General features: G+C 64.5%; 18 protein-coding genes, 1 pseudogene and 1 riboswitch. Of the genes and pseudogenes, 9 read left to right on the forward strand and 10 right to left on the reverse strand.

The features are described 5' to 3' along the window. Positions 1-211: 211 nt before the first annotated feature. Complete coding sequence (locus Q4543_RS20915) at positions 212-1,897, reverse strand: hypothetical protein (protein ID WP_303441533.1); 1,686 nt, start codon at positions 1,895-1,897, stop codon at positions 212-214. Positions 1,898-2,375: 478 nt separating this feature from the next. Next, complete coding sequence (locus Q4543_RS20920; protein WP_303441535.1) at positions 2,376-5,165, reverse strand: bifunctional aconitate hydratase 2/2-methylisocitrate dehydratase; 2,790 nt, start codon at positions 5,163-5,165, stop codon at positions 2,376-2,378. A 351-nt stretch (positions 5,166-5,516) separates the two neighbouring features. On the opposite strand from Q4543_RS20920, the gene Q4543_RS20925 reads away from it, so the two are divergent. Continuing rightward, positions 5,517-7,121, forward strand: coding sequence for a glucan biosynthesis protein (locus tag Q4543_RS20925; protein WP_303441537.1), 1,605 nt, complete (start codon positions 5,517-5,519; stop codon positions 7,119-7,121). 142 nt (positions 7,122-7,263) lie between these two features. Here the strand turns inward: Q4543_RS20925 and tenA are convergent, their stop codons facing one another. Genes tenA through thiM form a run of 4 tightly spaced genes read right to left on the reverse strand, consistent with a single transcriptional unit; the run spans position 7,264 to position 10,143 of the window. Next, on the reverse strand, positions 7,264-7,932 hold the full coding sequence (tenA, locus tag Q4543_RS20930; protein ID WP_303441540.1) for a thiaminase II: 669 nt from the start codon (positions 7,930-7,932) through the stop codon (positions 7,264-7,266). Then, complete coding sequence (gene thiD / locus Q4543_RS20935) at positions 7,929-8,735, reverse strand: bifunctional hydroxymethylpyrimidine kinase/phosphomethylpyrimidine kinase (RefSeq protein WP_303441542.1); 807 nt, start codon at positions 8,733-8,735, stop codon at positions 7,929-7,931. The genes tenA and thiD overlap by 4 nt, the downstream gene beginning before the upstream one ends. After that, a complete protein-coding gene (gene thiE / locus Q4543_RS20940; protein WP_303441544.1) occupies positions 8,732-9,343 on the reverse strand; it encodes a thiamine phosphate synthase in 612 nt (203 codons plus the stop codon). Before thiE ends, thiD begins: the two co-directional genes overlap by 4 nt. Further along, a complete protein-coding gene (thiM, locus tag Q4543_RS20945) occupies positions 9,340-10,143 on the reverse strand; it encodes a hydroxyethylthiazole kinase (protein ID WP_303441546.1) in 804 nt (267 codons plus the stop codon). Before thiM ends, thiE begins: the two co-directional genes overlap by 4 nt. Positions 10,144-10,195: 52 nt before the next feature. Next, a riboswitch (TPP riboswitch) is annotated at positions 10,196-10,290 on the reverse strand. A 126-nt stretch (positions 10,291-10,416) separates the two neighbouring features. Here thiM and Q4543_RS20950 point away from each other — a divergent pair. Then, a complete protein-coding gene (locus Q4543_RS20950) occupies positions 10,417-11,379 on the forward strand; it encodes a 2-hydroxyacid dehydrogenase (RefSeq protein ID WP_303441547.1) in 963 nt (320 codons plus the stop codon). Positions 11,380-11,425: 46 nt separating this feature from the next. Here Q4543_RS20950 and Q4543_RS20955 read toward each other — a convergent pair whose 3' ends face one another. The 4 genes from Q4543_RS20955 to Q4543_RS20970 all read right to left on the reverse strand — a co-directional run bounded on the left by Q4543_RS20955 (position 11,426) and on the right by Q4543_RS20970 (position 15,183). Next, entirely contained in the window at positions 11,426-12,199 is a 774-nt protein-coding gene (locus Q4543_RS20955) for an IclR family transcriptional regulator (protein ID WP_303441548.1), read from the reverse strand. An 84-nt stretch (positions 12,200-12,283) separates the two neighbouring features. Further along, on the reverse strand, positions 12,284-13,609 hold the full coding sequence (locus Q4543_RS20960) for a TRAP transporter large permease (RefSeq protein WP_303441550.1): 1,326 nt from the start codon (positions 13,607-13,609) through the stop codon (positions 12,284-12,286). Further along, positions 13,602-14,117, reverse strand: a complete 516-nt coding sequence (locus Q4543_RS20965; RefSeq protein ID WP_216002865.1) for a TRAP transporter small permease — start codon at positions 14,115-14,117, stop codon at positions 13,602-13,604. The genes Q4543_RS20960 and Q4543_RS20965 overlap by 8 nt, the downstream gene beginning before the upstream one ends. A 61-nt stretch (positions 14,118-14,178) precedes the next feature. Next, entirely contained in the window at positions 14,179-15,183 is a 1,005-nt protein-coding gene (locus tag Q4543_RS20970; protein WP_216002864.1) for a DctP family TRAP transporter solute-binding subunit, read from the reverse strand. A gap of 284 nt (positions 15,184-15,467) precedes the next feature. On the opposite strand from Q4543_RS20970, the gene Q4543_RS20975 reads away from it, so the two are divergent. From Q4543_RS20975 to Q4543_RS24655, 7 genes and pseudogenes are all read left to right on the forward strand, one after another. After that, on the forward strand, positions 15,468-16,307 hold the full coding sequence (locus Q4543_RS20975) for an IclR family transcriptional regulator (protein ID WP_303441554.1): 840 nt from the start codon (positions 15,468-15,470) through the stop codon (positions 16,305-16,307). A 21-nt stretch (positions 16,308-16,328) separates the two neighbouring features. Next, on the forward strand, positions 16,329-17,501 hold the full coding sequence (locus Q4543_RS20980; protein WP_303441556.1) for an acetyl-CoA acetyltransferase: 1,173 nt from the start codon (positions 16,329-16,331) through the stop codon (positions 17,499-17,501). Further along, positions 17,498-19,120, forward strand: a complete 1,623-nt coding sequence (locus Q4543_RS20985) for an acyl-CoA synthetase (protein WP_303441558.1) — start codon at positions 17,498-17,500, stop codon at positions 19,118-19,120. Before Q4543_RS20980 ends, Q4543_RS20985 begins: the two co-directional genes overlap by 4 nt. Next, positions 19,117-19,971 carry a DUF296 domain-containing protein gene (locus Q4543_RS20990; protein ID WP_303441560.1) on the forward strand — a complete coding sequence of 285 codons (855 nt, stop codon included), beginning with the start codon at positions 19,117-19,119 and terminating at the stop codon, positions 19,969-19,971. The genes Q4543_RS20985 and Q4543_RS20990 overlap by 4 nt, the downstream gene beginning before the upstream one ends. Positions 19,972-20,043: 72 nt before the next feature. Then, a pseudogene (locus Q4543_RS20995) lies at positions 20,044-20,562 on the forward strand (hypothetical protein); the annotation flags it as partial. A gap of 596 nt (positions 20,563-21,158) precedes the next feature. Next, positions 21,159-21,344 carry a hypothetical protein gene (locus Q4543_RS21000; protein WP_303441562.1) on the forward strand — a complete coding sequence of 62 codons (186 nt, stop codon included), beginning with the start codon at positions 21,159-21,161 and terminating at the stop codon, positions 21,342-21,344. 6 nt (positions 21,345-21,350) lie between these two features. Then, positions 21,351-21,548 (forward strand): ATP-binding protein, encoded by a 198-nt coding sequence (locus Q4543_RS24655; RefSeq protein WP_368502175.1) that lies wholly within the window; start codon positions 21,351-21,353, stop codon positions 21,546-21,548. Positions 21,549-21,981: the final 433 nt, after the last annotated feature.

The following is a 21,981-nucleotide window of genomic DNA, read 5'->3' on the forward strand; positions in this document are numbered from 1 at the left end:
TCGTTCGCTTCATTGTCCGTCCCTTCGTTGGGTCGGACTCTAATTTCAAATGGAGAAAAAATCCCGTGGCAGGTCAGCACCTGAAAGGCCTGAAACATGACCGCACCCGATCACACGCTCAGAAAGTCAGAAAATCCTTGCATCGATGGGGGCATCCAAACATGCACGCCCATCACCCCTCTACGGGGGCAAAATTGCAGGACTGTTCACGTTAAAGCCGCTCGAAACGGATCCAGGAAGAGGTATCATTCGCTGTCAACTTGTGGGCAACTTTCCTGAAGCCGGCATCCAGCCATGCATTGGCTTGCGCGTGGCTGCCATTAGCCCACCAAACTGCGACGTGGGACCGCGAGGACTGTGGCAGGCTCGTCTCTAGGATTTGCTCTATGGCCGCGAAACTGAGCGTCTCTGTCTGCTGCGCTTTCGGCAAAGACAGCAGGTAGGCGTTAAGTGGCGTGTACTTGCCGTGATTGCCGACACGTCGGGGGGCAGCCGTTTGCGATTTCGCTGACAGGTATGGGGCCGGTGCAACGTTTTCGGAATTGGTCTCTTCCTGTGCGGGAAGAGAGCCGGCGGTTAGCAGGTGGGCCAATGCGTAGTGCCAGTTGGTACGGGTGTCCGTGTCGAACTTACGCATTTCAATCCCAGAGATGATCGGGGCATCTGAGAGGGCGTGGTATGCAATACGCTTGCCTGCATAGTTTCGAGAGAGCCTCTCGAAAGCCGACAAATAGCTTCGGCCGCCTACAAAAACCAATTCGTCGTCAGAATCCTGCGGAAGCATGTTGAAGTCCAGCCAGCCAGCATCGCTCTGGCGCAGGGCATGGGCTGGCGTCCCCAGCGACCGACTGAACGTGACATCGTAGTTGGGCAGCAAGAAACCGGTCTGCACAAGGCCCCAGCAAGCCGAGAGGATGTACGCAGGATCAGTCGACTTGCAGAGGCTATCATATGCCGGATTGGTATAAAGGTGGCCCGCGGGATGAAGCCCGAATGGATTGTCCCCGGTTTCACGGTATCGGGCGTTGTAGGCCAGAACGAAGTCGCGCCAGCTCTGACCATCATGGGCAATGTCGTCAGGATGCACCGCGCAGCTTCCGGGAACGGAAGGGGCCAGGGACGGATCGGCCACAAAGCGGATGGCTGACCCGTCGAGGTCCAGAAACCACCCCCCGGTGCGCTTCGACTTCGCGCATTGTATGACGATCCTTCGCCCAGATTTTTCAGGCGGTTCCGTCGTCGGGCCAGATGCAAGCTGGGCGAAGATCTTCAGAAAGGCCGGGTCGTAGTCCTCTTCGACGTGGTTGCTATTCCACAGCCCTGACGAGCGGATGGGAGCTCGATCGCTCTGATGCCCCAACCATCCCTTCGAAGGACGTTCCTGACCCGCCACAAGGGCGATTGCATTGCGTTCGATATATCCGCGCAGGGAGGTTGGGCCGGGCGCATCGGAAACATCCAGCCATGCAACCGTCATACGGCCGATTTCATCGCTCACCCGCGCCTCGAGACCACGCTCCGCCGCGCGCTGCTCCGCCGTGCTGCGCTTGGCGTCGCCCCAACCTGGCAGCTCCGCTCCTGTTCTTTGCAGAAGCGCCTGCCCGACACGGTCGCGGAAGACGGATCCCCTGTGGTTTCCGCCCTTGGGCGCGCCCGTGCCGCGATGCTGGCTAAGGCGATCCCAGAGGGTGGACTGGCTCCCTGCCGTCAATCCATGCGTGCCAATCCGGACAACGCGGGGCGAGCCGTCAGTGCGCATCTCGCCATCTTCGAAGAAAAAGTAGACACCGCGCTCTGGCCAATCGTCACGCCAGGTGCATTCGCTCAATCGTCGCCTCGGCAGCTGCGCGAGGATGCGATAAAAGGCCTCGACATCTTCTAGGCGTTCAGAGTGCATCGCCGCAAGTTCCCTAACCCATTAACCAATGAGGGCAGCATGGCAATCATCCGGTGCAAAGACCATCCCCCGAAAGGCCGGACACGGACTTACGAGCGCTCTGTGGAGCCGATCGGACATCCCGAGAGCGCTCTGGTCTGCGGTTCGAGACATTGCGAGGCAAGCGGGCTGATCTGGCTCGAAGTTGATGAAGCAGCGGACTACGCAGACGGTCGCCGGATCTTTGACGCCTTCAGCGGATCAGCAATGAAAATGCGAGCACGATAAAAGCGATTGGCTTTTTGGCGTAGCTGACGGCTGCGGTATCGGGTGCCCGGGCACACCGGTCCGCAGGATGACAGCGTCGATCCCGAGACGTTCGAGATATTTCTACGCTGGTGCGCCAGATTTTGAACAAGCTGCGAGCGGAAGGCCGTCTAATGCAAAAGGGGCAGCGCGGTTTCCCGCGCTGCCCCCTGTTCCTGCCCTCGGCCTGAGATCAGAAATGAACCGAGCGCGCGGTGCCCGGCACTTCAATCGGCGGCGCAAACTTGGTCAGGTCGATGCCTTCGACCGCCGACTTGTATTCCTCGGCAGAAGGCGTGCGGCCAAGGATCGCCGACAGCACCACCACCGGTGTCGAGGCCAGCAGCGATTCACCCTTTTTCTCGGAGCTGTCTTCGACGACGCGGCCCTGAAACAGCCGGGTCGAGGTTGCCAGAACGGTATCGCCCTTGGCCGCCTTTTCCTGGTTGCCCATGCAGAGGTTGCAGCCCGGACGCTCGAGATACAGGATGTTCTCGTATTCGGTGCGGTTCTGCGTCTTGGGGAACAGGTCGTCGAATTCAAAGCCGGAGTACTTCTGGAGGATCTCCCAGTCTCCCTCGGCCTTCAGCTCGTCGATGATGTTATAGGTCGGCGCGGCAACCACCAGCGGTGCCTTGAATTCGACCTTGCCATCTGTCTTCTCGATGTTGCGCAGCATCTGGGCGACGATCTTCATGTCGCCCTTGTGCACCATGCACGAGCCGACAAAGCCAAGGTCGATCTTCTTTTCGCCGCCGTAATACGACACCGGGCGGATGGTGTCGTGGGTATAACGACGCGACGGGTCGGCGTTGTTGACATCGGGGTCGGCGATCATCGGCTCGTCGATCAGATCGAGATCGACGACCACCTCGGCGAAATACTTGGCCGAGGTGTCCGGGGTCAGCGCGGGCTTTTCGCCCGAGCGGATCTCGTTGATGCGCTTGTCGGCCTTGGCGATCAGGCCCGCAAGCGTGCCGGCCTCGTTTTCCATGCCCTTGTCGATCATCACCTGAATACGGCTCTTGGCCAGTTCGAGCGAGCCGATCAGCGTCTCGTCTTCGGAGATGCAGATCGACGCCTTGGCCTTCATCTCGGCGGTCCAGTCGGTGAAGGTGAAGGCCTGGTCAGCCAGCAGCGTGCCGATGTGAACCTCGATGATGCGGCCCTGGAAGACGTTGTCGCCGTGCTGCTGCAGCATCTGCGCTTGCGTGGCGTGAACCACATCGCGGAAGTCCATGTAATCCTTCATCTTGCCGGTGAAGGTCACCTTGACAGATTCCGGGATCGGCATGGTTGCCTCGCCGGTTGCAAGCGCCAGCGCAACGGTGCCGGAATCCGCGCCGAAGGCCACGCCCTTGGACATGCGGGTGTGGCTGTCGCCGCCGATGATGATGTCCCAGTCATCCACCGTAAGGTCGTTGAGCACCTTGTGAATGACGTCGGTCATCGCGTGGTAGCTGCCCTTGGGATCGCGCGCGGTGATCAGACCAAAGGCATTCATGAAGGACATCAGCTTGGGAATGTTTGCCTGCGCCTTCTTGTCCCAGACCGAGGCGGTGTGGCAGCCCGACTGATAGGCGCCGTCCACGGTCGGCGAGATCACTGTCGCGGCCATGGCTTCCAGTTCCTGCGCCGTCATCAGGCCGGTGGTGTCCTGCGAGCCCACGATATTGACCTTCACCCGCACGTCAGACCCGGCGTGCAGGATCCTGCCCGGCGTGGTGCCAAGCGCGTTGGCGTTGAAGATCTTTTCAACCGCAGTCAGGCCTTGGCCGGGGATCGACACCTCTTTGGACGGTGCGAAAACCGGCGCCGGGGTCACGCCCAGCGTCTCAGCGGCGAAGGTCTGAAGCTTCTTGCCGAAGACCACCGCATAAGAGCTGCCGGCCTTCATGAATTCGACCTTGGAGGGGGTGAAGGCCGAGGCGACATCGACCAGCTCTTCGCCGTCTTCGCTCAGCAGCTTCTTGGTTTTCGTGTTGATCTTCAGCACGGTGCCGGTCGCGACTGAGTATTTCTGGTCGAGGATCGGGTTGCCTTCGTTGTTCAGGATCGGCTTGCCGTCGGCATCCAGCTTCTTGACCCAGTTCTTGAGGTCAAGCCCGATGCCCCCGGTGACGCCTACGGTGGTCAGGAAGATCGGCGAGATACCATTGGTGCCCGCGACGACGGGGGCATAGTTGACGAAGGGCACATAGGGGCTGGTCGGCTTGCCCGTCCACAGCGCCACGTTGTTGACGCCCGACATCCGCGAGCTGCCAACGCCCATGGTGCCCTTTTCCGCGATCAGCATCACGCGCTTGCCGGGATGCTGCAGCTTCAGCGCCTCGATTTCCTTTTGCGCGGTTTCCGAGATCATGCACTTGCCGTGCAGCTCGCGGTCCGAGCGCGAATGCGCTTGGTTGCCCGGCGACAGAAGGTCGGTCGAAATGTCGCCCTCGGCGGCGATATAGGTGACCAGCTCCACCTCTTCCTCGATGTCGGGAAGCTTGGTGAAGAATTCGGCCTTGGCGTAGCTTTCCAGCACGTCCTTGGCGATGGCGTTGCCAGCCTTGTGGGCCGCTTCCAGCCGCGCCATGTCGGCCTCATACAGGAACACTTGCGTCTTGAGGACCTCGGCGGCCTGCGCCGCGATGCCGTCATCCTCGCCAAGCGCCAGATCCAGCAGCACGCCGATCGACGGGCCGCCCTTCATGTGCGACAGCAGCTCGAAGGCAAAGGTCGGGGTGATCTCGGGCACGAGGCTTTCGCCAAGAATGATCTTCTTGAGGAAGGCGGCCTTGACGCCAGCGGCGCTCGTGGTGCCGGGCAGGGTGTTGTAGATGAAGAAGTCCAGCGAGCCAGCACGGTGCGCATGTCCCGGCTCTTCGATCTGCGCGATCAGCTCGGCGACCAATGCGCCATCGTCGATGGGCTTGGGGTGAAGCCCCTCGGTCTTGCGCGTTTCGATTTCGGCGAGATAGTCCGTGTACAAGCTCATGGCGGTCCCTGCTGTTCAGCGTTGTGTCAAGGAAACATCGCCCTGCGCAGGCACGACCGGCGCATGGCGGGAAGGATTGTATGCGGCTGTATACCATGCGGCGCACCACGGCAAGAGCCCTGCACCGGAAGGATACCGCAATCCGAGCAAACTCAAGGCCCGATTTGCATGAAAGCATGGCAACGGGCGCGCAAACGGGCGCTATCTTGCGGGGCTTCGGCCAATCTGCTTCGAAACAGGGCTGAAAGCGGCGGATTTCAGCAGGGTTCCGCTTGCCAAGTCAGGAAAGACTGGCGAATGCAGCCGCAGCCTCCAGATAGGTCTGGAACGCCCATTTCCAACGGAATCGACATGACCGCATTTCCCCTGACGCGACGTGCCCTGCTTGCCTCTGCCCTTGGTGCGGGGGCCTTTCACCTTTTGCCAGAAGCCGCGCGCGCCCAGCAGGCCGCCGCCGGGGCTGGCCTGCGGTTCGGCCCGGCCGAACCCTTCGATTTCGAGATGCTGACGGGCATGGCGCGCGATCTTGCGGCGCAGCCGTTTGTGCCGATGCCGGTGGCCGATGGCGCGATCCTCGATCAGATCGATTATGACCGGCACAACCAGATCCGCTTTCGCGAAGAGCTGGCGCTGTGGAACGCCCCCGGCCAGTCGCCGGTGCAGTTCTTCTTTCCCGGCATGTATTTTCGCGAGCCGGTGCATATCTATGCGCTTGAGGACGGCATGGCGCGCGAGGTGCCCTTTACGCTCGATGCCTTCGACATCCCCGAGGGCAACCCGGCCCGCGGCCTGACCCAGACCGAAGGCTTCGCGGGCTTTCGCGTTCAGGAGACGCCGGGCGGCAATGACTGGATGGCCTTCCTTGGCGCGTCCTACTGGCGGACATCGGGCTATTCGGGCCAGTTTGGCCTGTCGGTGCGCGGGCTGGCGCTGGATACCGCCATCGCCAGCGGCCCCGAGGAATTCCCGCGCTTTACTCGCTTCTGGCTGGAACAGGGCGCAGACGGCGCTCTGACCACCTATGCGCTGCTGGAAAGTCCGCGCGCCACGGGGGCGTATCGCATCGCCTCGACCCGCGCCGACGAAGGTGCGGATCAGGATGTGCAGGCGCATGTGTTCCTGCGCGGCGATGTCGACAGGTTGGGCCTTGCGCCGCTGACCTCGATGTATTGGTACGGAAAGCCCGATGCGCGCTTTGCACCCGATTGGCGCCCCGAGGTGCATGACAGCGACGGGCTTGAGATCCACGCCTCGAACGGAGAGCGTATCTGGCGCCCGCTCGGCAACCCGCCGCGCACCATGTCGAACAGCTTTTACACTCCCGGCGTCAAGGGCTTTGGCCTGATGCAGCGCGAGCGCGATTTCGACGAATATCAGGATGACGGGGTGTTCTATGAAAAACGCGCCTCGGCCTGGGTGCAGCCGACCGGCGATTGGGGCGACGGGTCGGTGACCCTGATCGAGATCCCGACCGATGACGAGATCCACGACAATATCGTCGCCATGTGGACCCCGACCGGCTCGGCCGGTGCGGGGCGCGAATATCAGTTCGGCTATCGTCTGACATGGTTCGAAGACAGCCCGGTGCCGCAGAACGCCGCGCGCTTCACCGCGACGCGGGTTGGCGCGGGCGGCGTACCGGGGCAGCCGCGGCCCGAGGGCGTCGTCAAGATCGTCTGCGATTTCGACGGCTTCGGCTTTGACGGGCTGGAGCGTGGGCCGGGCGTGGTGCCGGTGGTGACGACATCGCGGGGTGAGACCGGCGGTTACGCCGCTTACCCGGTGGTGGGCGAGGATTACTGGCGCGCCATCTTCGATCTCGATTTCTCGGCGCTGCCCGAGGAAGACGACAGCCCCATCGACCTGCGGCTTTATATTGCAGTCGACGGCGCGGCGCGCAGCGAAACCTGCCTGTTGCAGCTGTTCCCGTCGCAGTTGCGGCGCATGCTGTCCTGACCGGGGCGGATCGCTGACAGACATGCTGCGCGCGGCTGATCGTTCTGCGCATGGACGTGCGGGCAAAAGGGGGGCGCTGCCCCCCTCGGCCTTGTGGCCTCACCCCCCGGGATATTTGAGGCCAGAAGATGCTCGGGGCGCTTCAGGCGGGGGCGGGCCAGCCCTGCTGGTGCCAGGCGCTGTCCCAGAAGCGCCATTCATGCCAGCAGCCCTTTGCAAAGGCGCGGTGCATTCTGGCGCGAGTGGCGGCATCGCTTGCGTCTGCGCTGCGATCGACGAGGGCAAGCATGCGGCTCACCGCTTCGTCGAAGGCCTCGCCGGAATAGGTGTCGATCCATGCGGCGAAGGGGTTTCCTTCGGGCGATATGCGCGCGATCTCGTGGCCGACGTCGCGGTAGATCCAGAAGCAGGGCAGCAGCGCGGCGACGCTTTCGGCGAAATCCGCCAGTGCGGCAGTGCGCAGCAGGAAGGCGACGTAGTGATCGCAGGCGGCGGAGACTTCGGTGGCTGTGAAGCGCTCGGCACTGACGCCAAACAGGCCCATATAGTGGGCATGCAGCTGGCGTTCGACCGCGATGGCACCGGCGGCGGAACCGGATAGTTGCGCGACGGCGTCCGGGTCCGGCGCTTTTGCCGCTGTCAGGGCAAGGGCACGGGCAAAGCCTTCGAGGTAATGCGCGTCTTGCACGATGTAGCCCTGAAAGGCGTCCTTGGGCAGCGAGCCATCGGCGAGGGCGCGGTTGAAGGGCATGTCGTGGATCTGTTTGCGCAGCGTGGCGGTTGCGGCGGCGAGGTCTTGCGTGAAGCTCATGTCGAGGCGTCCTTGAAGGCGTGGAAATGATGCACCGGGCCGTGGCCGCTGCCGACGCTCAGCGCGTCTGTGGCGGCGATGGCGCCGGTGATGTAATGCTTTGCCGCTGCGGCGGCCTGATCCAGCGCCAGTCCGGCGCCAAGATGGGTGGCAAGGGCCGAGGACAACGTGCAGCCGGTGCCGTGGGTGTTGCGGGTTAGGGTGCGCGGGGCGTTGAGCCATATCGCGGTGCTGGCGGTGGCCAGCAGATCTGGGCTTTGCGCGCCCTGCAGGTGGCCACCCTTGAGAAGGACCGCCTTTGGCCCGAGCGCCAGTAGGGCGCGGGCCTGCGCCAGCATCTGCTCGGTGCTCTGGGCTTCGGGCTGATCCAGAAGGTCGGCGGCTTCGGGCAGGTTGGGGGTGATGACGCTGGCCAGCGGCAGCAGGCGCTGGCGCAGCGCGGCGACGGCGCCTTGTGCCAGCAGGCGATCTCCGCCCTTGGCGACCATCACCGGATCGAGCACCACCGGGCACTCCAGCCCGCTGAGCGCATCGGCAACGCAGGCGGTGATCGCCTCATCGCCCAGCATGCCGATCTTGACCGCGTGGATGGTGATATCGGCGCGGACCGCGTCGATCTGCGCGCGGATCAGTTCGGGCGTGCAGAGACTGACGGCGCTGACACCTTGTGTGTTCTGTGCGGTGATCGCGGTAATGGCGCTCATGGCGTAGCCGCCGTTGGCGCAGATCGCCTTGATGTCAGCTTGAATGCCGGCGCCACCCGAAGGGTCGGACCCGGCGATGGACAGGATGTTGGGGATCATGCGGTCATCCATGATTGCATAAGATGGCGCGCGGCGGCGGTCATGTCCGGCGCGCGCGAGATGGCAGACACCACCGCAAGCCCGGCACCGCCGGCCGATTTCACGGCGGCGGCGTCCTGCGCGGTGATGCCGCCGATGGCGAGGCAGGGCAGGGCGCTGCGCGCTGCGATGCGGGCAAAGCCGCCGTGCCCGATGGGCGGGGCGTGGTCGGGTTTCGACGCGGTGGCATAGATCGGCCCGAGGCCGAGGTAGTCGACCCCGGCGGGCACATCGCCTAGCTGCGCCTCGTTCTCGACCGACAGGCCAAGGATCATGTCTGGACCGATGCGCTGGCGGATCTGCGCCGGATCGCCGTCGGACTGGCCGATATGCAGCACCGGGGCGCCGATGGCGAGGGCGATCGCGACCCGGTCGTTGATCACCAGCTGCGCGCCCAAAGGCGCGAGCCGGGCCATCAGATCGCGCGCCAGCGCGGCGAAGGCCGGGTCGGGCAGGGTCTTGTCGCGCAGTTGTACCCAGCCCGCGCCTCCGGCGGCAGCGGCCAGCGCCTGCTCGATGACCGGGGCGGGGGCCGTGGCATCGGTAATGAAGCACAGCGGCGGGATCATCGTGCCGCGATCCTTGCGCCCGCAGCCAGATCTTCGGGGGTGATCGCCGCCAGCGCATCGAGGAAGGCCACCTGAAACGAGCCCGGCCCGGCGCTGGCCATTCCTGCGCGTTCCCCGGCGAGACCATAGAAGGCCAGCGCCGCGACGGTTGCGTCGAACGGATTTTGCCCGACGCAGAAGGCCCCGACGATGCCGGTCAGCGAACACCCCAGCGCGGTGATGCGCGGCATCATGGGGTGACCGTTCGCAACCTCGGCGGCGCGCGTCCCGTCGGTGACGTAATCCAGCGCGCCGGTCACCGCGACTACGCCGCCGGTCTGCAGCGCAAGCGCGCGGGCAGCATCTTGCGCCGCGGCGACGCTGTCGGCGGCGTCGGCGCCCTTGCCCGCCGCTTGGGTTCCGGCGAGAGACAGGATCTCGGAGGCATTGCCCCGGATCACCGTCGGGCTCCGCGCCAGCAGCTCGGCGCCGAGCGTCCGGCGATACCCCGTCGCCCCTACCGCCACCGGATCAAGCACCCAGGGCTTGTCCGCGATGGCCTGCGCCGCGCCAATCATCGCCTCGGCCCAGGGCGGCGAGATAGTGCCGATGTTGAGGGTCAGCGCCTGTGCGATGCCGGCGAACTCGGCGGCTTCTTCGCGTGCATGCAGCATCGCGGGCGAGGCCCCCGCCGCCAGCATCACGTTCGCCATGATGTTCATCGCGACATAATTGGTGATGTTGTGCACCAGCGGCGCGGCGGTGCGCATGGCGTGCAGCGCCTCGGCGGCGCGCTGGTTTGCGGCTGTTGTGTCGCTCAACTCTGTCTCCTCCCGCGCGGGGGAAGACTGGCAGACAGAGGGCGCATGGCCGTTCAAGTCCTGCGCGCCTCCCTCCGCCGGCATTATCCGGTTCAGGTTCGAAGGGTGCGTCTCAGCCCGGTTTCCCGAGCGCCCCTGTCGCTAGTGCCGCGAGGGTTTCACCGTTGGCATGGCGCGTCAAGCCCTGCGGTTCAGGGCGGCGCGGGCTTGCCGTCGGGGGTGACTTGCGTCAGACCTCTGCGGGTGCGCCAACACCATACCGGAGACCCCGCGATGACCAAGCCCGACCTGATGATGCTTTGCCCGCAGCGCCCGGCTGCAATGGCGCAGCTTGACGCTGCCTACCGCCTGCACCGCTGGGATCTTGCGCCGGACAAAGAGGCGTTTCTGGCGCAGCACGGCCCGGCCTGCCGCGCGCTGGCCACCAATGGCCACGCGCCGCTGACCCGGCAGATGCTGGACCTGATGCCGCGGCTCGAGCTGGTCGCCTGTTCTTCGGCGGGGTTCGAAGGCTTCGATCTTGCGACCATGGCGCAGCGCGGCATTGCGCTGACCAACAGCTCGCCAGCGCTGTGCGACGACGTGGCCGACACCGCGATCCTGCTGATGCTGGCGGCGCGGCGCGGGCTGGTGGCGGCGGATGCCTGGGTGCGTTCGGGGAACTGGGCGCGCAAGGGGCCCTTTCCATTGCAGACCAGCGTTGCCGGCTCGCGGCTGGGGGTGGTCGGGCTGGGCACCATCGGGCAGGCCATCGCAGAGCGCGGCGCGGCACTGGGGATGCAGGTCAGCTACTGGAACCGGCGCGACAAGGGGGCGCAGTGGCGCTTTGTGCCGGACCTCGTGCAGCTTGCCCGCGAAAGCGATACGCTGGTTGCCATCGTGGCCGGGGGCGAGGGCACGCGCGGGCTGATCTCCGCCGAGGTGATCGACGCGCTGGGGCCGCAGGGCCTGCTGGTCAACGTGGCGCGCGGCTCGGTCGTCGATGAAGAGGCGCTGATTGATGCGCTGAGTGCGGGGCGGCTGGGTCATGCGGGGCTTGATGTCTATGCCAGCGAGCCGGACCCCGATCCGCGCCTGACGTCGCTGCCGAACACCACGCTGCTGCCGCATCACGCCTCTGCCACGGTGCAGACGCGCGATGCGATGGCGCAGACCGTGGTCGACAATCTTGCGGCGCTGTTCGCGGGGCGGGAGTTGCTGACGCCGGTTGATCTTGGGGCCTACCTGCCGGGCTAGTGTTGCGCTTTGCCGGTTGCCCTGTCTCGGCACCGGCCGCCGCAGCCTAGCGATACAGCCGCGCCTCAAGGCGCGGCACCTCGTCCCGCAGCAATTGCGCGACTTCGGCGGCGCGCGGCTCGATCCGGGCGGGCACCCCGGCCAGCATGATTGCCCCGCGCACCATGCCCTGCCGGTCGTGGAACGGCAGGCCCAGCCCCCAGCTTTCGGGATAGACCAGACCGGGATTCAGGGCATAGCCACGCACCCGCGCCTGCGCCACCATCTCGCGCAGCAGTGCCGGGGTCAGGCGGGGGTGATCGCGCGCCAGCTCGGCGCTGTTGCTGTCGAGTATCCAGTCGATCTCGTCGTCAGGGCAGGCGGAGAGGATGGCAAGGCTGCCGCCGCCCACCCCCAGCGGATAGCGCCCGCCGACCTGAGCGGTATGGGTGCGCACCGGATAGCTGCCCTCTTCGCGGGCGATGCAAACCGCGTGAGTGCCCGAGCGCACCAGAAACAGCGCGATGTCGCCGGATTGCGCGCTGATCCGCGCCAGCGTCGCCGCAGCCACCGTTTCCATGCCGAAGCGCCCCTGCGCGGCAAGGCCCATCAGCCATGCTTCGCGCCCGAGATGATAGAGATCGGTGTCCGCATCCTGTTCGACCAGCCCTTCGCCGACCAGCGCGCCCAGCATCCGGTGCACCGTGGTGCGCGCCAGCCCTGTGCGTTTGCACAGCTCTGACAGGCGGATGCCGCTCTGCGCATTGGCGGCAACAAGGCGCAGGATCGCGACGGCGCGGTGAAGGCTCTGCGCCCCCGAGGTGGGTTCTGGCTTGGTCATGCGATGCGGGCCTGGCTGCGGTGGCTGGCGCACAGACTAGCCCCGCGCGGGGCAGGGGGGCAAGGCGCGCCTGCCCCCCCTCTGTCATTGCATCCAGTTCAGCAGGTATTGCGTCAGCCCGGGCCATGCGCCGACCACCGCGATGCCGATGATCGCCGTCAGCAGGAACGGCAGCGCCGCGCCCGCGATGCGTTCCAGAGTCAGGCCGGTGATGTTGGCCGCAACGAACAGGTTGATGCCGACCGGCGGGGTGAACAGCCCGATGGCAAGGGTGATCGACAGGAAGATGCCGAACCACACCGGATCCCAGCCCATTTCATGCACCACCGGCAGAAAGATCGGCAGGCAGATGAACATGATGGTGATCGCATCCATGAACATGCCCGCCACCAGCAGCACCAGCGCCATCACCATGAGCACAAGGAACGGCGCGTGGCTGAAGCTTAGCAGCGCCTCGGAATATTTGCCGACCACGTCATCGACCGTGACCACCCAGCCAAAGAGGCTGGCGAAGGTCACCACCATCATCACCACGGCCGAGGCCCGCGCCGCATCCTGCACCGCGATCATCAGGCTGCTCAGGGTCAGCGTGCGATAGGCAAAGCCCAGCACGATGGCATAGACCGCCGCGACCACCGCGGCTTCGGTCGGGGTGAAGATGCCGACATAGATGCCGCCAAGGATCACCACCGGGGTCAGCAGGCCCCAGAAGGCATCGCGGAAACTCTGCCAGAGCTGCGCGACCCACGGCGCATCGCTCAGCGCCAGTTCGCGGGCGTTGCGGGCGGCAAGGCGGCCCTGCGTTTGGGGGGCGCCGCGGCGGGCAAAGGGCAGGGTGGCCAGCATCATGACCCCCATCACCAGCCCCGGCAGGATCGCCGCGATGAACAGCTTGCCGATCGACACCTCGGCGATGACGCCGTAAACGACCAGACCGATCGACGGCGGAATGACGATGCTGAGCGCCGCGCCGGTGCAGACAAGCGCGGCGGCATAGGCGCGCGAATAGCCGTCTTCGACCATGCCGCGCATGATCATCGGCCCGATGGCCGCGACCGAGGCCGGACCCGACCCCGACACCGCACCCCAGAACAGCGACACCACGACGCCCACAACCCCCATGCCCCCCGGCAGCGAACCGATGAGGATGCGGAAGAACCGCACCATGCGGTCGGCCAGCCCGGCGGTGCCCATCAGCATCCCCGCAAGGATGAAGAACGGGATCGCCAGCAGCGAAAACTTGGTGATCCCCGACGAGATCAGATCGCCCACCATGTCGAGCCCGAAGCCCATCTGCCACATGGCATACATCGCCGAGATCCCCAGCGAAAAGGCGACCGGCACCCGGATCAACAGCAGTGTCGCGAACAGGATCAGCATCTGCGTGCCGGCACTGACATCCTCAAACATCGGCATAGCTCCGAGGCTCCTCGATGGGCGCGGCAGGCCGCCCGGCATGGGTGTCGCGCCAATCGGCAACGGCGAATTGCACGGTGCGGATGGCGATCAGCACAAAGGCCAGCGGCAGCGCGGCGGAATAATACCACGCGGGCAGCCCCAGACCCGGCGTGGTCACGCCCGAGGCCAGCTGGTTGCGCAACAGATCAAGGCAGTACCATGCCGCAAGCGCCAGCAGCACGGTGCTGATGGCGGCGGCAACGATCTTGAACCCGCTCTCGACCCGCGTGCCGAACAGCCCGGCGAAATAGGTCACCGCAAGATGCTGGCCCTCGCGCGCAGCAAGGCTGGCGCCGAACACCGTGATCAGCAGGAACCCGGTCAGCAACAGTTCTTGCGTCGCGGCAAAGGAATAGCTGGTGAGATAGCGCACCACCACGTTGGCAAACCCCAGCAACGTCATGCCAAGGAACAGCAGCGCGCAGACCCAGCCTTCGAAATTGTCGATCAGGCGTTTCATCTTGTCCTCCCGAATGCGAATGCGTTGCGGGCGCCCGCAAAGAGCGCCCGCAACGGGGGAGTTACTGGGTGGCCGACGCGCCGGCAATCGTGTCCTGGAAGAGGCTCACCAGATCGTCGCCGACCTTTGCCGCCCACGTGTCGAAGGGCGCCTTGGTCGCCGCGCGGAAGGCGGCGAGGTCTGCGTCGGTGGGGGTGTAGACCTCCATGCCTTCGGCCTTCAGGGTTTCAAGCCCGTCGGCGGTGGCCTCGCGGGTGATCTCTCGCTGGTAGGCCATCGCTTCCTCGGCCGCCCCCGAGATCATCGCGCGGGTCTCATCGTCCCAGCTTTCCCAGTTCTTTTCCGAGGTGGCGATGAAGATCGGATCATAGCTGTAGTGCCACGGCGTGATGTACTTTTGCACCTCGTAGACGCGCTGCGGGATGATCACCGCGCCGATGGGGTTTTCCTGCCCGTCGACCACGCCCTGTTGCAGCGCGGAAAAGGTCTCGGTCCATTGCATCTGCTGCGGGTTGGCACCAAGCGCGTTCATCACGTCGATATACATCGGCCCGGCGACGCGCATCTTGAGCCCCTTGAGATCATCGGGCGTCTTGATCGGATGTTTGTTGTTGGTCACCTCGCGAAAGCCGTTTTCGCCCCATGCCAGCAGGTGCAGGCCGTGCTCTGCAAGGATCTCGGCCATCTTCTCGCCGGGGGCGCCGCCGGTGGTGGCATCGACCTGATCGTAGTTGGCGTAAAGATAGGGCAGCGAGAACACCGCCATCTCGGGCACCAGCGGCGTGACGTTGATCGCCGATGTCACCACGAAGTCGATCGAGCCGCGCCCGACCATCTCGGCCTGTTTCATCTGGTCGCCGCCGGTCAGCTGGGCGTTGGGAAACACCCGGATCGAGGTCTCGCCGCCGCTGCCCTCTTCGACCAGTTCGGCGAACCTGTCAGCGCCTTTTTGCCATGTCGTCTGGTCGCCGGTGTTGTGCGACAGGCGCAGCGTATCGGCCTGCGCGGCGCTGATGGTGAATGCCAGCGCGCCTGCAAACGCGGCGGCCATGCGCAAATGGGTCATGACGTCTCCTCCCTCGGATATGAAATCTTTGGCTGTCCTCCAACAGCGCCAGCAGAGTGTGTCCATAAAGTGGACTTTGGTTCAAGGTCAATTGGTCAAGATTCTGTGCCGGATTTCTGGAAACCTAACTTTTGTCCCGTAAAATATGGGAAAGAAAAATCTATTGACGGGGTGTGTCACCGTAACCCATCATATCAGTCATCCACAATGTGGACACGCTTGACGGAGGCGGGCCCGGTAGTCACGGGTTCGAGAGCAAGCTACGACAGGGAGAGGTCGCAATCATGAGGCAGCCACGCACGCGGCTTCCCGAGGGCGCCGGGCAGATTGCCGGGGCGCAAAGCGTGACCCGTGCGCTCCGCCTGTTGCCGCTGGTCGGCCGCGACCCGGTGCAGGGCGTGTCGCTGGGGCAGGTTGTCGAGGAAACCGGGCTGAGCCGCCCGACGGCGCGCCGCCTGCTGCTGTCGCTGATGCACTCGGGCATGGTCGAACAGGACCCTCGCACCAAATGCTACCTGCTGGGCGAGGAAGCCTATGTGCTGGGCACGCTTGCCGCGCAACGCTTCGGCGTGCTCGACGTGGCGCATGAGGCGGTCGGGCGGCTGGCGAAGGACAGCGGAGACACCGCCTTTCTGTCGGTGCGGCGCGATGCGTTTTCGCTTTGCGTGCACAAGGAAGAGGGCGCGTTTCCGATCCGGGTGCAGGCGCTGCAGGTCGGGTTTCGCCACCCGCTCGGGGTTGGGGCGGGATCGCTTTCGATGCTCGCCGCGCTTGAGGATGACGAGGTCGACGAGATCCTGTCGCAGAACGCCCGCCTGCTGCGCGAGGATTATCCGCGGGTCAGCGAGCCGGGCCTGCGCGCCGCCATCGCGCAAACGCGCAGCCGGGGCTGGTCGCTCAATCCGGGCATGGTGCTGACCAACAGCTGGGCCATCGGCTGCGCATTGCGCCACCCTGATGGGCGGGTTGCGGGGGCGCTCAGCGTCGCCGCCATCGACAGCCGCATGGACCCCGACCGCCAGCTTGACCTTGCCGCCATGATCCAGAGCGCGGCGCAAGACGTCGAAGCCCGTCTTGCCCGTCAATACGCACGCAACCGGCCCCGCGCGCGGGCCGCCAACTGAGCTTCTCAGGGAGACTATGACATGACCATCGCACAGATCGCCGGCTGGGCGCACACCCGGTTCGGCAAATCCGACTCTCCTGACACCGAGGCTCTGATGGCAGAAGTCGTCGTGCCCGCGCTGGATCACGCAGGGATCACCGCCGCCGAGGTCGATGGCATCTTTGTCGGCTGCATGAACAACGGCTTTTCCAAGCAGGATTTCATCGGCGCGCTGCCCGGCATGGTGGCCGAGGAACTTGCGACCAAGCCCGCCGTGCGGCTGGAAAACGCTTGCGCGACCGGATCGGCGGCGCTTTATGCCGCGCTTGATTTCATCGAGGCGGGGCGCGGCAAGGTGGCGCTGGTGGTCGGGGTCGAAAAGATGACGGCTCTGCCCACCGCCGAGGTCGGCGATATTCTTCTGGGCGCATCCTATCGCAAGGAAGAGGCAGATGTGGCGGGCGGCTTTGCGGGGCTGTTTGGGCGCATCGCGCAGGGCTATTTCCAGAAATACGGCGATCAGTCCGAAGCGCTGGCGATGATCGCTGCCAAGAACCACGCCAACGGCGTGTCCAACCCCTATGCGCATATGCAAAAAGCGTTCAGCGTCGAGCAGTGCAACACCATAAGCGATCGCAACCCCTATGTGGCGCAGCCGCTGCGGCGCACCGATTGTTCGCTGATCTCGGACGGTGCTGCGGCAATGGTGGTGGTGCACCCGGATGTGGCCGCCGATCTGGCGCGCGCCATCGGCTTTCGCGCCCGCACCCACACCAATGACATCCTTGCGCTGTCGCGGCGCGACCCCTCGGCATTTGATGGTGCGCGCCGGGCTTGGGCAGGATCGCTTGAGGCGGCCGGGCTGACGCTGGATGATCTTGACCTTGTGGAAACCCATGATTGTTTCACCGTGGCCGAGCTGATCGAATACGAGGCGATGGGCCTTGCCGCCCCGGGCATGGGCGCCAACGTCATTCGCGATGGCATCACCGCCAAGGATGGCAAGCTGCCGGTCAACCTGTCGGGCGGGCTGAAATCCAAGGGCCATCCCATCGGCGCCACCGGCGTGTCGATGCATGTCATGGCGGCGATGCAGCTCGCCGGAGAGGCCCCTGAGGACATGCAGAAACACGGCGCGCAGATGGCGGGCGTGTTCAACATGGGCGGCGCGGCGGTGGCCAATTACTGCTCGATCCTGGAGCGGGTGAAATGAACGACATGCAGGTTTCGCCGCACAAGGCGGACCCGGTCGGCGGCCTTGCGCCGCAGACCACGCGGGTTGCCAACCTTGCACATTTCCTGACCCGCAACGCGCGCCGCCTTGCGGACCGCCCGGCGCTGATCTGGCAGGATCGCCGCTGGAGCTGGGCGCAGACCGATGCCCGCGTCTCGGCGCTGGCCGCCGCGATGCAGGATCGCTACGGCATCACCAAGGGCAGCCGCGTGCTGGTGCAATCGCAGAACTGCCACCAGATGTTCGAAACGATGTTCGCCTGTTTTCGCCTTGGTGCGGTCTGGGTGCCGACCAACTTCCGGCAAAGCCCGGACGAGGTGGCATATCTGGCGCAAAGCTCTGGCGCATCGCTGATGATTGCGGGGGCGGAGTTTCCTGACCACGTTGCGGCCTGCGCGAGCGTTGTCCATCACGCCAGCATCGGCGGAAGCGGGGATGACGATGTCGATACACTGATCGAATCCTATCACGGGACGCCCATGCCCAACGCGCCGGTCGATCGCGACGATCCCTGCTGGTTCTTCTTTACCTCGGGCACCACCGGGCGGCCCAAGGCCGCAGTGCTGACCCATGGCCAGATGTCTTATGTGATCCTGAGCCATCTCAACGATCTGATGCCCGGCTCTGGGTCAACAGATGTCTCGCTGGTGGTGGCGCCTCTGTCGCATGGTGCGGGCATTCACCAGCTGGTCAAGGCCGCCGCCGGGGGCGCGACGCTGCTGATGCCGCCGGGGCTCTTTGACGTTGCCGAGGCTTGGCGGCTGGTGGCCGAGCACCGCGTCACCGATATTTTCACCGTGCCCACCATCGTCAAGATGCTGGTCGAGGATCCGGCGGTCGATTGCTATGACCGCAGCAGCCTGCGCCAAGTCATCTATGCCGGTGCGCCGATGTACCGCGCCGATCAGAAATATGCTCTGGAAAGGTTGGGGCCGGTGCTGACGCAGTATTTCGGCCTTGGCGAGGTGACGGGCAACATCACCGTGCTGCCGCCTTGCGATCATCACCTTGATGATGCGGCGATGCGCCTTGGCAGCTGCGGCTATGAGCGCACGGGCATGCAGGTGTCGATCCAGAACGACGCCGGGCAAGAGATGGCCCCGTTCGAAACCGGAGAGATCTGCGTCTGCGGCCCGGCGGTGTTTGCCGGCTATTACAACAACCCCGAAGCCAACGCCAAAAGCTTTCGCGATGGTTTCTTTCGCACCGGCGATCTGGGGCATCTCGACGACGAGGGCTATCTGTACATCACCGGGCGCAGCTCTGACATGTACATCTCGGGCGGCTCAAACGTCTATCCGCGCGAGATCGAGGAAAAGCTGCTGACCCATCCGGCGCTGAGCGAGGTGGCGGTGCTGGGCATCCCCGATCCTAAATGGGGCGAAGTTGGCGTGGCGGTCTGCGTGGCGCGCAGCGGCGCGAGCGTTGGCGAAGCCGATGTGGTTGGGCATCTCAAAGGCAAGGTCAGCGGCTACAAACTGCCTCGGCAGGTGTTCTTTTTCGACGAAATGCCCAAGACCAGCTACGGCAAGATCACCAAGAAGCTGATCCTCGAGACGCTGGTGGAACGCGGGCTGGTGCCCGGGGCGGCCTCATGACAGCGCTGGCTCGCAAGGTTGCGGCGATCAACCCGCCGCTGCGTCACCCCGGCCCAGACATCCAGCCGCGCGTCAGCGCCGTGGCAACGCGGCTGGTGCCGGTGCGCATCCCGCTTGACGGCACGCAGCCGGTCGAGGCGGCGATCTGTGCCGCCTTCGCCGGGCGCTCGGGCTTTGTCGAACTGGCGGGGCTGCGCTGCGAGGCGCTGGATTACGTGGTGCCCGCACCGTCCGAACGAGCCGACCGGCTGGCATGGTATTCCGCGCCGCAGCGTCCTAGCGGTGCGGCACGGATCCGGCAGGGCTATGCCTCGGTCGGGATGCATCGGGGGCGCGGGATGATCCATTGCCACGGTATCTGGGAGCTCGCGAATGGCCACAAGGCGCTTGGACATTTGCTGGGTATGGACACCCTGCCAGAGGCCGGGCAGGTGCTGAACGGCTTTGCCTTTGCAAGCGCCGCGTTTGATCGCCTGCCCGACCCAGAGACCAATTTCGAGCTGTTCACCGCCCGCGGACAGGACATGGACGCGCCGCAGGCTGTCTGTCTGATCTTGCGCCCGAACGAAGACATCCCCACCGCATGCATGACGCTCTGCGCCCGGCTGGGTTGGCAAAGCGCGCGGGTGATCGGGCTGGGCAGCCTCAACGGTGCAGGCTTCGCCGATGGCGATATCATGCGCGACCATATCAGCGAATTTCTCGTAGGGCGCGGCGCTGCCGGGCCTGACCGAGCCGAGATCGACGTGACGGTTGTCGACAGCGCCGGGGATGTCTTTGGCGGCACACTGATCGCAGGGCAGGGCTGCGTCTCGGTCACCGCTGAAATCGTGCTGCTGCGCGAAAGCTGACCGGAACCGCAAGCAGGCAGTCTTCCGCATGAGCGCCGACAGCCCCTTTCGGGATCACACCCAGCGCTTCGGGCATCGGCCTTGCGGTAAGCCTTTGGGATCATAGGGACTTGTTATCGCTACAGCTCCCTGCTGAGCGACGAGAAAGAGCGGATAGCCGATCTGCTTGTTGGGTTACCCGAGGCCCTGAAAACTTGGGGATTTGGGCTGTGCTTCCTGCATTTGCGCAACGTCAAAGGCCATCTTTGGAATCACAAAAGGGTTTACCGGATCGACTGCGAACTTGAGCGGAACTTGCGCCCCTCTCGGGACATCCCTGCGGGATGCCCTGCCGGGTGACAAACAAACCCCGGAAACGGTTGAAACGCGACAAACCCGATGCGCTGGCGATGCCAGAGGCACCGAACGTGACCTAGTCGATCATTGCCGGGCAGGCAATGCAAAGCATCGCTGAGAGGGGGCGGCATGGCCGATCGCCTTGGGGACGGTCGCGCATTCCGGCTCTTGCACGTTCCGGACGACTTCAACCGCGAAGGTCTGGGTGTCGAAGTGGATTCTCCCTTGTCCGCTGAAAGGGGTATCCGGAGCCTCATGCCGCCGGTGCTACAGAGTACAGACGCAGGCCATCCGTCGTCGACATCGCCGGGGGACGGCTTGTGGGTGTTGCACTGTCTTGTGGAATATATTACATAAATAGGATTAATAGATCTTTATTTGTAAGCGCCAAGCTAGAATGTCCCACATGAGCAAAGCTGAAGTGTCGCACTTTCCTGAATGGGTAGGATTGGGGTGCGGCCGTGGGATTGGTGGTCATGAGCGAGCGCGAGCTGAACCGGATCGAAGTCCCAAGTGATGTGGCACAAGGCAGGATGTCTGCGGCGGCGACAGCTTCAGTCCTGGGCCTGAGCCGACGGCAGATTCTCCGGCTTGTGAAGACGTTTCAGGCGATGATCCGGCGGCGATCCAGCACAAGTCCTGCGGACGGACGTCCAACAACCGGTTCGATCCCGCGGTTCGTTAGTTTGCGCTGACGCTGATCCGTGAGCGCTACGCCGTCTTTGGGCGCAGGTTCGCAGCCGAGAAGCTGGCCGAAGACCATAGTCTGAAGGCGTCGCGAGAGACTTTGCGCAAATGGATGCAGGAGGCCGGCAACTGGCTGTCGTGCAAGCAGCGCAGAACGTTTCACCATGCGGGATCAGCGCGACAGTCTCCTTGATGAAGCCGGGCGGTGGAAGCTGACGATCCGCGAGGCGCTGACCATGCTGTGTGAACGCGTGATCGCACGCAAGGATCAGCGGCGGATCGAGATGAGCTTCGGCCTTGTCCGCTTCCCGTTCCACCGCGACCTTGCCGGGTACGATTTTGCCGCGTAGCCCTCCATCGACCTCGGCCAGATCCGGAAACTCGCTACCGGACGTTTCATTGCCAATGGCGAGGCCGTGCTGCTCCTGGGGCCTCCCGCTGTGGGCAAGACGCATCTTGCCGTTGCCATCGGCCTTGGGGCGCTCGCTCTCGATGGCAAACGAGGTCTGGTAGATTGGCTTCACGAGAAAATCCGTGAGGAGGAGGACCATTAGCGACTATGCCGGTTTGGACGTCACGCCAAAGGAGATATCGATTTGTGTCATTGATGGAACGGGGACAATCGTCGCAGGTGGCGTTTCGCCAGCCGACCCAGAGGGTTTGGTGGGCTGGTTTCGCACGAGGTCGCTGTCGCCAGAGGTGATCGTGCATGAAAGCGGCCAACTATCGATCTGGCTCCAGCGCGGTCTGGATCGGCTGGGGCTTCCCGCTAATTGCATCGATGCTCGCAAGGCGCACAAGAGCCTGTCAGTTCGCCCCAACAAATCCGATGCTGCTGACGCGGAAGAGCTTGCGTAATTGGCGCGCATAGGCTGGTTCGCCCCTGTCCGCGTTCAGAGCGAGGACTCGGAGGTAGTGTCCCAACGCTTGGTGTAGGAGGCCGCGCGCGGAGCCCCCGGCGTAGCGCAGCGCGCGGCCGGGTGTGAC

It is taken from the genome of Salipiger sp. 1_MG-2023, from assembly GCF_030547555.1.
Taxonomy (GTDB): domain Bacteria; phylum Pseudomonadota; class Alphaproteobacteria; order Rhodobacterales; family Rhodobacteraceae; genus Salipiger.